Annotated in this window: 10 protein-coding genes; all 10 read left to right on the forward strand. The window is 67.7% G+C overall.

Features of this window, described 5'->3' with window-relative positions; translation table 11 throughout:
* The first annotated feature begins 949 nt into the window (after positions 1-949).
* Positions 950-1,981, forward strand: a complete 1,032-nt coding sequence (locus ACFWVE_RS33510; protein WP_384022548.1) for an ABC transporter permease — start codon at positions 950-952, stop codon at positions 1,979-1,981.
* Positions 1,982-2,088: 107 nt separating this feature from the next.
* The gene (locus ACFWVE_RS33515) at positions 2,089-3,891 is read left to right on the forward strand and encodes an ABC transporter substrate-binding protein (protein ID WP_384022551.1); all 1,803 of its coding nucleotides are present in this window, start codon (positions 2,089-2,091) and stop codon (positions 3,889-3,891) included.
* Between the two features lie 117 nt (positions 3,892-4,008).
* Complete coding sequence (locus ACFWVE_RS33520) at positions 4,009-4,986, forward strand: ABC transporter permease (protein ID WP_384022554.1); 978 nt, start codon at positions 4,009-4,011, stop codon at positions 4,984-4,986.
* 10 nt (positions 4,987-4,996) lie between these two features.
* Positions 4,997-6,058, forward strand: a complete 1,062-nt coding sequence (locus tag ACFWVE_RS33525) for an ABC transporter ATP-binding protein (protein WP_384022557.1) — start codon at positions 4,997-4,999, stop codon at positions 6,056-6,058.
* A 27-nt stretch (positions 6,059-6,085) separates the two neighbouring features.
* Positions 6,086-7,231 carry an ABC transporter ATP-binding protein gene (locus ACFWVE_RS33530; protein WP_384022561.1) on the forward strand — a complete coding sequence of 382 codons (1,146 nt, stop codon included), beginning with the start codon at positions 6,086-6,088 and terminating at the stop codon, positions 7,229-7,231.
* A 273-nt stretch (positions 7,232-7,504) separates the two neighbouring features.
* A complete protein-coding gene (locus ACFWVE_RS33535; protein WP_384022563.1) occupies positions 7,505-9,139 on the forward strand; it encodes an ABC transporter substrate-binding protein in 1,635 nt (544 codons plus the stop codon).
* 6 nt (positions 9,140-9,145) lie between these two features.
* Positions 9,146-10,069, forward strand: coding sequence for an ABC transporter permease (locus tag ACFWVE_RS33540; protein WP_384022566.1), 924 nt, complete (start codon positions 9,146-9,148; stop codon positions 10,067-10,069).
* Positions 10,062-11,045 carry an ABC transporter permease gene (locus tag ACFWVE_RS33545; protein ID WP_384022569.1) on the forward strand — a complete coding sequence of 328 codons (984 nt, stop codon included), beginning with the start codon at positions 10,062-10,064 and terminating at the stop codon, positions 11,043-11,045. Before ACFWVE_RS33540 ends, ACFWVE_RS33545 begins: the two co-directional genes overlap by 8 nt.
* 9 nt (positions 11,046-11,054) lie before the next feature.
* A complete protein-coding gene (locus ACFWVE_RS33550; RefSeq protein ID WP_384022573.1) occupies positions 11,055-12,029 on the forward strand; it encodes an ABC transporter ATP-binding protein in 975 nt (324 codons plus the stop codon).
* The coding region (locus tag ACFWVE_RS33555) for an ABC transporter ATP-binding protein (RefSeq protein WP_384022576.1) at positions 12,022-13,135 on the forward strand (1,114 nt) is incomplete at its 3' end. The genes ACFWVE_RS33550 and ACFWVE_RS33555, both read left to right, overlap by 8 nt.

The raw sequence follows: 13,135 nt of genomic DNA on the forward strand, positions 1-13,135 counted from the left end.
GGGCACCCCTGCTCTCAGGGGTGCCCGGTGCCGTATATACCCGCGCAGTGCGAGACACCGCGGGATGTCATGGCGAAGTGGAGCAAAAGAGGAGGGTAGGGATAACCCTCGATCCGGCCGGGAGATGCCCCTGAAGTGGGCGATGCCCACTACCCTTCTCCCGAAGCGGACCGCGGTCGCGGCCGACGTGGCGCGATTCACGTCCGGGGTATCACGATCCGAGACCGGTGCCAACGGCTTTGCCGTCCCGGTGCGCTGAGTGCACGTCAGCCCTGCGAGGGGTCCTGCACGGCAGTCACGCCTCCCGCAACGGCTTTTCCCCTTCGGATGTCCGCTATGCGGACGGTTGGCGTCGATAGATGTGTAACAAGTCCGTTTCGCAGGGATCTCCTCCGAAACCCTTTGTCCGGATTTTGGAAGATGTAGGGCCCAGCTGTGATCGAACCGAGACCTCGTGGGTGTGGTTCGGCTCTGTCGCATGGCAGATAGTTAGGCGCGTAGAGCTCGGCTGAACGGGTCACGCGTCGACGGCGCAGGCTCGCGAGCCAGGGGGCACCTGATGATCTCCGACACCGGCGACGGGCGGTGGACGAAGACGTGTCGAGTGCTCCCCTTTGCGGTGAACCAGTGGATTCATGAGGAGGAACCCATGCGAGGTGCCACAAGCGCCATATGGGTCGCGTCGTCCCCGATGACAGGTGTAGGTCCCGTGGGTACGTTCGGTCCTGTTCCCGCTCCCACGGCCGAGGCAACGATCCGGCGTCGCGAACTTCCTTGACTGCCCGGTCCGTGCCCGGCCGGCGCCGGCCGCGGACCAGGGTTCCCCGGCGGTGGGGTTCACCTCCAGTCGCTGATCCAGTCGCGCGCTTCAATGACGTACGCCGTGCGAAGGTCGTCGGACCGCTTGTGTACCGCCGACGACCTCCAACACCTGTGAAACGGACGAATCATGACGAGTCCAACCGAGATCGAGGGTGCTGTGGCCTCTCCCGTCTTGGAGAAAGAGAGCGGGCCGCAGGGCGACGCCCAGGAGCCGAAGAAGCTCGAGGGCCGCAGCCCCGGGCAGCTGATGTGGGCGCGTTTCAAGAGCGACCGCACCGGAGTGGTCTCCGCCTGTGTCGTCCTGTTCTTCTTCGCGATCGCGGCAGCGGCGCCGCTGATCTCGAAGGCGTACGGCAAGGACCCGTACACGCTCTACGGGCAGGAGAACCCGGACCTCCTGGACATGTTCACCATGCCGGCGGCGCCCTTCGGCGGCATCACCGGCGAGTTCTGGTTCGGCATCGAGCCGGGCCTGGGCCGTGACGTGTTCACCCAGCTGCTGTACGGCATCCGGACCTCGCTGTTCACGGCGCTGGTCGCGGCGCTTCTGGTGACTCTCATCGGGGTGTTGATCGGTCTCGTCGGGGGTTACTTCGGCGGCAGGATCGACTACTGGCTCGGCCGGGTGACCGACTTCTTCATGGCCCTGCCCAACCAGCTCTTCTTCGTCGCCGCGATGCCCGTCATCACCACGGTGTTCGTCGCTCCGGACGAGGAGACGCCCACCTATGTGCGGGCCAGCGCGATCATCATCGTGCTCTCGTTCCTGGGATGGATGAGCATGGCCCGGATCGTCCGGGCCGCCACGCTGGCGCTGCGCGACCGGGAGTTCATCGAGGCGGCGCGCATCTCCGGGGCCTCGCCCTGGCGGATCATCCGCAAGGAACTGCTGCCCAACGTCGTCACGCCGGTGCTGGTCCAGGCGACCCTCGCGCTGCCGTCCCTCATCCTCAGCATCGCCTTCCTCTCCTTCGTGGGCGTCGGATACGTCGAACCCACGCCGGACTGGGGCCGCATGTTCGCCATCGGGGCAGACATCGTGGAGGCGGACCCGTACTACATGCTCTTCCCCGGAATCGCCATGGTGGTCTTCATTGTGGCCTTCAACCTTCTCGGTGACTCGGTGCGGGACGCGTTCGATCCCAAGACGGGCCGCTGAGTCCGGGGGACTCCGCGTTCTTGCCCCGGTCGGCCTCGGCGCCACTCGGCCCGCTTCCGGCCAGCAACAACCACGCTCACTACTCACAGGCAGGTGGATTCGACTCCATGAGCATCTTCCGAAACCGCACCGCTACGGCCGCGATTGTCGCGGTGGCGGCCGGCGCCCTGACCCTCACCGCATGCGGCGGGGGCGACGGCGGCAGCTCCGCCAAGGACACCAGCAAGCAGAAGAAGGACGCCGCCGCCCAGTCGAAGCCGGTGCAGATCGGCGATGCCAAGGCATCGACCGGCCCCGCCGCCGAGATCCCCGGCGCCAAGGCGGGCGGCACCGCGGTCGTCTACCAGGAGACGGACTTCTCGCACCTGGACCCGGGCCAGATCTACGTCTCGGACGGCAAGCTGCTCAGCCGCCTGATCTACCGTGGTCTGACCCAGTACTCCGAGGACGACGAGGGCAACCTGACCGTCGTGGGCGACCTCGCCACCGACGCGGGCAAGGTCTCCGACGGCGGCAAGACCTGGACCTACACGCTCAAGGACAACCTCAAGGACGAGAACGGCGACCCGATCAACTCGGCGGACATCCGCCACTCGATCGAGCGCATGTACTCGTCGTTCATCACCGACGGCCCGACCTACCTCCAGCAGTGGCTGTCCGGTGCCGGTACCACCTACCGTGACGCGTACAAGGGTCCGGACAAGGGCAAGCACCTGCCCGACGACGTCCTCGAGACGCCGGACGACAAGACGGTCGTCTTCCACTTCAAGGACGCGCGGCCCGACCTCCCGCAGATGCTGACCATGCCCGGTTACAGCGTCGTCCCGGAGGAGTCGGACACCAAGGAGAAGTACGACACCGACCCGGTCGCCTCGGGCCCGTACAAGATCGCCGAGTTCAAGCCGGGCAAGTCCATGAAGCTGGTCAAGAACGACCAGTGGGACCCGAAGTCCGACTCGGTGCGTCACCAGTACGTGGACGGCTTCGACATCTCGATGAACCACGATGACGAGGACCAGACCAAGACCCTGCTCGCCGACCAGGGCGAGGCCAAGAACGCGATGATGTTCACGGGTCAGGTCGCCACCACGCAGCTGCAGAAGGTCGTGGGCGACAAGGAGGTCATGGACAACCGCACGATCCAGGGCTACGCGCCCTACGTGTGGCAGCTCAACTTCAACATGGACCGCGTCAAGGACAAGAAGCTCCGTGACGCGATCACCCTGGCCATGCCCTCCTCCTCGGTCTTCAAGGCCGACGGCGGCGCCTACGGCGGTGAGGTCGCCAACTCGCTGATGTCGCCCACCACCCCGGGCTACACCGAGGACTACGACCCGTTCAACCGGTCCAAGAAGCCCAACGGTGACATCGAGGCCGCCAAGAAGCTGATCAAGGAAGGCGGCTTCGAGGGCAAGAAGCTCGTCTACGCCTACGCGAACACGCCGACCCGTCAGCAGCAGTCCGTGCTGATCGCCGACGCGCTGGAGAAGATCGGCCTCGACATCCAGAAGAAGGAGATCGACTCCGCCACCTGGTACGAGCAGGTCGGTAAGGTCGACAACGGTCTGGACCTGTACATGACCGGCTGGGGTCAGGACTGGCCGTCCGCCAGCACCGTCTTCCCGCCGCTGTACGACGGCACGACGATCCAGGACGGTGCGTCGAACTACGCGCACATCAACGACGACCACGTCAACTCCGAGATCGCGCGCATCCAGAAGATCACCGACACCGAAGAGGCCACCAAGGCCTGGGCCGAGCTGAACGAGTACATCTCGGACGAGGTCAACCCGGCCGCTCCGCTGTACTACACCAAGGTCTTCCAGATCTTCGGCTCGAACATCGGCGGCATCCGCTACAGCTCGGACTCGAGCTACGTGGACGTCACGCGGATCTTCCTGAAGAAGTAGTAGCCGGCTCGTAGGGAAACCGGGGGTGGGCGCGCGGCGGAGCGCCCACCCCCGGGGCCCGGATCTCGTCCCGACCTCCCCAACCGACTGCCGCCGTCCTGAGAGCAGCCTTCTGCCATGCTTCAATTCCTCATTCGCCGGACATTCGGCGCGGCGCTGATTCTGCTGTTGATCAGTGCGTTCACGTTCTTCATGTTCTTCGCGATCCCGCAGGACCCGGCCCTGCTGGCCTGTGGCAAGAACTGCACCCCGGACGCGCTGGAGGTCATCCACAAGAACCTGGGCCTCGACAAACCGGTCACCGTCCAGTACTGGATCTTCCTGACCGGCATCTTCACCGGGCGGGACTTCGCCGTCGGTCACTGCGCCGCCCCTTGTTTCGGTGTCTCGTTCGCCAACAACCAGAACGTCTGGGACACGATCGTCGACCGCTTCCCGCTCACTCTCTCGCTGACCCTCGGCGGTCTGGTGGTCTTCCTCATCGTCGGCCTCGGCGCCGGTCTGCTGGCAGCCAAGTTCCGCGGCACCTGGCTGGACAAGACCTTCAGCAGCGGTTCGCTGGTCCTCAGCTCGCTGCAGATCTACTTCCTCGGCCCGCTCGTGATGCTCGCCTTCGTCTACAGCACCGGTTGGCTCGACAAGCCGAAGTACGTGCCGTTCTCCGAGGACCTCGGCGGCTGGTTCATGGGCCTGCTGATCCCCTGGCTCGTCATGGCGACCATCTTCACCGCCAACTACACCCGTATGAGCCGCTCCTCGATGATCGAGCAGCTCCAGGAAGAACACGTGAAGGCGGCCCGCGCCAAGGGCATGTCGGGCAACTACGTCTTCATGCGCTACGCCTGGCGCGGTTCCCTCATCCCCATCGTCACCATTCTCGGCATCGACCTGGCCTCGCTGCTGGCGGGCGGCATGGTGACGGAGAAGACCTTCGGCCTGGCCGGTCTCGGCCGGCTCGCGCTGGACTCCGTCATCAACAAGGACCTGCCGATGCTGATGGGCGTCATGCTGATCAGCGCGTCCCTCATCATCCTCTTCAACCTGATCGTGGACGCCCTGTACGCCGTCATCGACCCGCGCGTGCGTCTGTCCTAGGAGAACCACCGTGACCACTCTGACCAAGCCCGACGAGGCCGCGGCCCCCGCCGCGGGGGGAGCCTTCCTCTCGGTGCGCGACCTCAAGGTCCACTTCTCCACCGACGACGGCATCGTCAAGGCGGTGGACGGACTCTCCTTCGACCTGGAGCGCGGCAGGACCCTCGGCATCGTGGGCGAGTCCGGCTCCGGCAAGTCGGTGACCAACCTGGCCGTCCTCGGCCTGCACAACCGCAAGAAGACCGCCATCGAGGGGTCGATCAAGCTGGACGGTCAGGAACTGACCAGTGCCGACGAGAAGCAGCTGGAGACGCTGCGCGGCAAGAAGATGGCGATGATCTTCCAGGACGCGCTCACCGCGCTGTCGCCGTACTACACGGTCGGCCGACAGATCGCCGAGCCGTTCATGAAGCACACCGGCGCCTCCAAGAAGGACGCCCGGGAGCGCGCCGTCGACCTGCTCGAGAAGGTCGGCATCCCGCACCCGAAGCAGCGGGTCGACGACTACCCGCACCAGTTCTCCGGCGGTATGCGCCAGCGCGCCATGATCGCCATGTCGCTCTCCTGCAACCCCGACCTGCTCATCGCCGACGAGCCGACCACGGCGCTCGACGTGACGGTGCAGGCGCAGATCCTCGACCTGCTCAAGGACCTCCAGCAGGAGTTCGGCTCCGCGATCATCATGATCACCCACGACCTGGGCGTGGTCGCCAACATGGCCGACGACATCCTGGTGATGTACGCCGGCCGAGCCGTCGAGCGCGGCACGGTGCGCGAGGTGCTCAAGGAGCCGCAGCACCCGTACACCTGGGGTCTGCTGGGGTCGATGCCGCGGCTCACCTCCGACGTGGACGAGCCGCTGATGCCGATTCCCGGATCGCCGCCGTCGCTGCTCAACCCGCCCACGGGGTGCGCGTTCCACCCGCGGTGCGGCTTCACCGACCTGGTTTCCGGCAGCCGTTGCTCGGGTGAGCGTCCTGAGCTCGCCCCGGGGCGTGCGGCCGCCTGCCACCTGACGGTGGAACAGCGGCAGCAGGTGTTCATCGACAAGATTCAGCCCCGGCTGGGCTGAGCTGAAACCGGCGACTGGGGCATCACCATGAGCGACACAACCAAGACGACCACGGCGGTCGCCGACGAGGTCCCGCAGCAGCGGGACGGCGACGCCACACCGCTTCTGCAGGTCAAGGGCCTGAAGAAGCACTTCCCGATCAAGGGCGGCTTCCCGATCCGGCGTACCGTCGGCGCGGTCAAGGCCGTCGACGGCGTCGATTTCGAGGTCTTCCCCGGGGAGAGCCTCGGCCTCGTCGGCGAGTCCGGCTGCGGCAAGTCGACCACCGGCCGGCTGCTGACCCGTCTGTACGAGCCCACCGAGGGCACCATCGCGTACAAGGGCCAGGACATCAGCCACGCGAGCCGGGCCAAGCTGGCGCCGATCCGGTCCGAGATCCAGATGATCTTCCAGGACCCGTACACGGCGCTGAACCCGCGCCAGACCGTGGGCACGATCATCGCGGGCCCGATGGAGATCAACGGCATCAACCCGCCCGGCGGCCGCGAGCAGCGGGTCCGGGAGCTCCTGGAGATCGTCGGTCTCAACCCGGAGCACTACAACCGCTTCCCCCACGAGTTCTCCGGCGGCCAGCGCCAGCGCATCGGTGTCGCGCGGGCCGTCGCCCTGGAGCCGAAGCTGATCGTCGCCGACGAACCGGTCTCGGCCCTCGACGTGTCGATCCAGGCCCAGGTGATCAACCTGCTGCAGAAGGTGCAGCGGGAGATGGGGATCGCGTTCGTCTTCATCGCGCACGACCTGGCGATCGTGCGGCACTTCTCGCAGCGCGTCGCGGTGATGTACCTGGGCAAGATCGTGGAGGTCGCGGACCGCGACTCGCTCTACAACCGGCCCCGGCACCCCTACACGCACGCGCTGCTGTCGGCCGTGCCCGAGGTGGACATCGACGCGGACAAGAGGGAGCGCATCCGCCTGCAGGGCGACGTGCCCTCGCCGATCTCGCCGCCCTCCGGCTGCCGGTTCCGTACGCGGTGCTGGAAGGCGCAGGACAAGTGCGCGACCGAGGAACCGCCGCTGGTCCAGATCTCCGGCAGCAGGCCGGGGCACCTGACCGCCTGCCACTTCCCGGAGGAGCCCACCATCGTGGGCCGTGACGAGGACGTCGTCATGGACCCGGCGCTCGCGGCCCTGGAGGACATCCACTCCACCGGCTCGGCCGTCGAGAAGGCCTGACGTCCGGGCCGTCGCCACGGGCGGCGGCCCGACCCGCTGACGACACCCGGCATCCCGTACAGGGGTGCCGGGTGCCGGTCTTTTCCGCCTCCTCGCGCCTTCTGACACCGCATCGCGTTATCCCCCGTCATCCCTCCCGCGTGCGCCGCCGGACGGGTGCATACGGCCGAGGTCGCGCCCGTACGGGCGCCGCGCGTGTGCGTGACGCACCCTTTGCGTCGATATTGGCGTAAAGCGTCAGCGCACCACTGCGTACGTACGAGGAGGCACTCCATGCGCGGAGCCACGCACGCCGGATGGGCCGTCTGCGCGGTGGCGGTCGCCCTCACGGCGACGGCCTGCGGGGGCGGGGACGGCGGGGGCGGCAGCGGTGACGCCGGTGCGGTGCTGAGCGCCTCCTGGGGGGACCCGCAGAACCCGTTGGAGCCGGCCAACACCAATGAGGTGCAGGGCGGCAAGGTCCTCGACATGATCTTCCGGGGTCTCAAGCGCTACCACCCGGAGACCGGCGAGGCCCAGGACATGCTCGCCGAGTCCATCGAGACCACGGACTCCCAGAACTTCACCGTCAAGGTCAAGGACGGCTGGACCTTCAGCAACGGCGAGAAGGTCACCGCCAAGTCCTTCGTGGACGCCTGGAACTACGGCGCGAGCCTGCGGAACAACCAGCGCAACGCCTACTTCTTCGGCTACATCGAGGGCTACGACCGGACCCATCCCGAGGACGGCGGCGAGCAGAGCGCCGACACGCTCTCCGGGCTCGAGGTGGTCGACGAACTGACCTTCACCGTCAAGCTCACCCAGAAGTTCTCGACCTTCCCCGACACCCTCGGCTACGCCGCCTTCGCCCCGCTGCCCCGGGCCTTCTTCGACGACCACGACGCCTGGGTAGCCAAGCCGGTCGGCAACGGCCCGTACGCGGTCGACACGTACACCAAGGGATCGCAGATGTCCCTGCGGAAGTGGGAGGACTACCCCGGCGACGACGCGGCGCAGAACGGCGGCGTCGACCTCAAGGTCTACACCGACAACAACACCGCCTACACCGACCTCATCGCCGGGAACCTCGACCTCGTCGACGACGTCCCCGCCTCCCAGCTGAAGAACGTCGGGAGCGACCTGGACGACCGCTACCTCAACACCCCGGCCGGCATCATCCAGACCCTCGCCTTCCCGTACTACGACGAGAACTGGAACAAGTCCGGCTCGGAGAAGGTCCGCAAGGGCCTGTCCATGGCGATCGACCGCGACCAGATCACCGAGACCATCTTCGCGAAGACCCGCACCCCCGCCACCGACTGGACCTCCCCGGTCCTCGGCGAGGACGGCGGCTTCCAGGAGGGGCTGTGCGGTGAGGGGTGCGAGTACAAGCCCGCCGAGGCGAAGAAGCTCATCGAGGAGGGCGGCGGCCTGCCCGGCGGCAGGGTCACCCTCACCTACAACGCCGACACGGGCTCCCACAAGGACTGGGTCGACGCCGTCTGCAACTCCATCAACAACGCGCTGGACAACGAGCGCGCCTGCACCGGCAACCCGGTCGGCACCTTCGCCGACTTCCGCAACCAGATCACCCAGCAGAAGATGAGCGGCCCCTTCCGCGCCGGCTGGCAGATGGACTACCCGCTCATCCAGAACTTCCTCCAGCCGCTCTACTACACCAACGCCTCCTCCAACGACGGCAAGTGGTCCAACAACGACTTCGACGAGTTCGTCGACCAGGCCAACCAGGAGACCGACACCGCCAAGGCCATCGGCCTGTTCCAGCAGGCAGAGGAGGTCGTCCGCGACAACATGGCCGCCATCCCGCTGTGGTACCAGAACGGCAGCGCGGGCTGGTCCGAGCGGCTGTCCGACGTGAAGCTCAACCCCTTCAGCGTCCCCGTGTACGACCAGATCACGGTGAGCTGACCCGCCGTGGGACGCTACGTCGTCCGGCGGCTGCTCCAGATGATCCCGGTGTTCATCGGGGCCACGCTGCTGATCTTCCTCATGGTGAACGTGATGGGCGACCCCATCGCCGGCCTCTGCGGCGAGCGGCGCTGCGACCCGGCGACGGCCGCCCAGCTGGAGAGGGAGTTCGGCCTCGACAAGCCCGTCTGGCAGCAGTACCTGACCTACATGGGGAACCTGTTCACCGGCGACTTCGGTACGGCGTTCAACGGCCAGGAGGTCACCGAGCTGATGGCGACCGCGTTCCCCGTCACCATCCGGCTCACGCTCATCGCGATCCTCTTCGAGATCGTCATCGGCATCGCCCTCGGCGTGGTCACCGGACTGCGCCGGGGACGGCCCGTGGACACCGGCGTCCTGCTGCTCACCCTCGTCGTCATCTCCGTCCCCACCTTCGTCACCGGTCTGCTGCTCCAGCTGCTGCTGGGGGTGAAGTGGGGGTGGATCAGGCCGTCGGTGTCCTCCGAGGCCCCGTTCGGCGAGCTGATCCTGCCCGGACTGGTACTGGCCTCCGTCTCCCTCGCCTACGTCACCCGGCTGACCCGTACCTCCATCGCCGAGAACCGGCGCTCCGACTACGTCCGCACCGCCGTCGCCAAGGGTTTGCCCCGGCGCCGGGTGATCACCCGGCACCTGCTGCGCAACTCCCTCATCCCGGTGGTCACCTTCATCGGCGCGGACATCGGCTTCCTCATGGGCGGCGCGATCGTCACCGAGCGGATCTTCAACATCCACGGCGTCGGCTACCAGATCTACCAGGGCATCCTGCGGCAGAACACCCAGACCGTCGTCGGCTTCGTGACCGTCCTCGTCCTGGTCTTCCTCGTCGCCAACCTCGTCGTCGATCTTCTGTACGCCGTACTCGACCCGAGGATCCGCTATGCCTGAACAGCACTACGACCCCGACCGCGCGATCGCGGGGACCGGCATGGGCGGCACGATGGACCTGGGCGTCGACGAGGCCGAGACCCTGGAGAAGGCGGCCCCGAGCGGGCCGGACGGCACCGGCCCGCAGGGCAGGCCGCGTTCCCTGTGGTCCGACGCCTGGCGCGACCTGCGCCGCAACCCCGTCTTCGTCGTCTCCTCCCTGGTGATCCTCTTCCTGGTCGTCATTTCCCTGTGGCCCTCGCTGATCGCCTCCGGAAGCCCGCTGAAGTGCGACCTGGCCAAGGCCCAGGAGGGCTCGCAGGCCGGTCACCCCTTCGGCTTCAACGGGCAGGGCTGCGACGTCTACACCCGTACCGTCTACGGCGCCCGTACGTCCGTCACGGTCGGCGTCTGCGCCACGCTCGGGGTCGCGGTCCTCGGCAGCGTCCTGGGCGCGCTGGCCGGCTTCTTCGGCGGGGTGTGGGACTCGGTCCTGTCCCGGATCACCGACGTCTTCTTCGCCATCCCGGTCGTCCTCGGCGGTCTGGTGCTGCTGTCCGTGGTCACCAGCAGCTCCGTGTGGCCCGTCATCGGGTTCATGGTCCTGCTCGGCTGGCCGCAGCTGTCCCGGATCGCCCGCGGCTCGGTCATCACCGTCAAGCAGAACGACTACGTCCAGGCCGCGCGCGCCCTCGGCGCCTCCCACTCCCGCCTGATGCTCCGGCACATCGCGCCCAACGCCGTCGCCCCCGTCATCGTCGTGGCGACCATCGCGCTCGGTACGTACATCTCGCTGGAGGCGACCCTCTCCTACCTCGGCGTCGGCCTGAAGCCGCCCAGCGTCTCCTGGGGCATCGACATCTCCGCGGCCTCGCCCTACATCCGCAACGCCCCGCACGCGCTGCTGTGGCCCTCCGGCGCCCTCGCGGTCACCGTCCTGGCGTTCATCATGCTCGGCGACGCGGTGCGCGACGCCCTCGACCCGAAGCTGAGGTGAGCCGCCGTCATGCTGCTCGAAGTGCGTGACCTGCACGTGGAGTTCCGCACCCGGGACGGCGTCGCCAAGGCCGTCAACGGCGTCAGCCACGGCGTCGACGCGGGGGAGACGCTCGCGGTGCTCGGCGAGTCCGGCTCCGGCAAGTCGGTGACCGCGCAGGCGATCATGGGCATCCTCGACATGCCGCCCGGCCGGATCACCGGCGGCGAGGTCGTCTTCCAGGGCCGCGACCTCCTCGGCCTGAAGGAGGAACAGCGCCGCAGGGTCCGGGGCGCCGAGATGGCGATGATCTTCCAGGACGCGCTGTCCTCCCTCAACCCGGTGATCCCGGTCGGCGACCAGCTCGGCGAGATGTTCGTCGTCCACCGGGGCATGTCGAAGAAGGACGCGCGGGCCAAGGCCGTCGAGCTGATGGACCGGGTGCGCATCCCCGCCGCCCGGGAGCGGGCGCGGCAGTACCCGCACCAGTTCTCCGGCGGCATGCGCCAGCGCATCATGATCGCCATGGCGCTGGCCCTGGAACCGGCCCTGATCATCGCCGACGAACCGACCACCGCCCTCGACGTCACCGTGCAGGCCCAGGTCATGGAACTCCTCGCGGAACTACAGCGCGAGTACCGCATGGGGCTCGTCCTCATCACCCACGACCTCGGCGTGGTCGCCGACGTCGCCGACCGGATCGCCGTCATGTACGCGGGCCGGATCGTCGAGTCGGCCCCCGTGCACGACATCTACAAGGCCCCCGCCCACCCGTACACCCGGGGCCTGCTGGACTCCATCCCGCGCCTCGACCAGAAGGGCCGGGAGCTCTACGCCATCAAGGGACTGCCGCCCAACCTCATGGACATCCCGCCCGGCTGCGCCTTCCACCCCCGCTGCCCGATGGCCCGGGGCGTCTGCCGCACCGACGAGCCGCCGCTGTACGAGGTCTCGGGAACGCGGGGGAGCGCCTGCCACTTCTGGAGGGAGTGCCTCGATGGCTGAGCCGATCCTGGAGGTCTCCGGGCTGGTCAAGCACTACCCGCTGACCCGGGGCGTCCTGATCCGCAAACAGGTCGGCGCCGTGAAGGCCGTCGACGGGGTCGACTTCACGCTCGGCCGGGGCGAGACCCTGGGCATCGTGGGCGAGTCGGGGTGTGGCAAGTCCACGGTCGCGAAGATGCTGGTCCACCTGGAGAAGCCGACGGCCGGCGCGATCCGCTACAAGGGCGAGGACATCACCAGGCTGTCGGGGAAGGCGCTGAAGGCCGTCCGCCGCAACATCCAGATGGTGTTCCAGGACCCGTACACCTCCCTCAACCCCCGGATGACGGTGGGCGACATCATCGGGGAGCCCTTCGACATCCACCCCGAGGTGGCGCCGAAGGGCGACCGGCGGGGGCGGGTCCAGCACCTGCTGGACGTGGTCGGGCTCAACCCGGAGTACATCAACCGGTATCCGCACCAGTTCTCCGGCGGGCAGCGCCAGCGCATCGGCATCGCCCGCGGGCTGGCGCTGCGCCCCGAGGTGATCGTCGCCGACGAACCGGTCTCCGCGCTGGACGTCTCCGTCCAGGCCCAGGTCATCAACCTGATGGACCGGCTGCAGAGCGAGTTCGACCTGGCGTTCGTGTTCATCGCCCACGACCTGTCGATCGTCCGGCACATCTCCGACCGGGTCGGCGTGATGTACCTGGGCCGGATCGTCGAGATCGGTACCGACACCCAGATCTACGACCACCCGACCCACCCGTACACGCAGGCACTCCTGTCCGCCGTCCCCGTACCGGACCCGCAGGCACGGGAGCACCGCGAGCGGATCATTCTCACCGGCGACGTCCCGTCCCCCACCGACATCCCCTCCGGCTGCCGCTTCCGCACCCGCTGCTGGAAGGCCCGGGCGCGCTGCGCGCAGGAGGTCCCGCTGCTGGCGGTCCCCGAGGTCTTCCGCCAGGCCGGCGGCCCCGCGGCGCACGCCTCGGCGTGCCACTTCGCGGAGGAGAAGCAGGTGGTGCCGTCGGCTCCCCCGGGGGGGCCCCCGCCCCGCGGCGGACGGGGGCCGCCCGCCCGGGGGCTTATAAAAAAAAAACAACACACCACAACAAAAAAAA

This window comes from Streptomyces sp. NPDC058632, assembly GCF_042717095.1.
Taxonomy (GTDB): Bacteria; Actinomycetota; Actinomycetes; order Streptomycetales; family Streptomycetaceae; genus Streptomyces.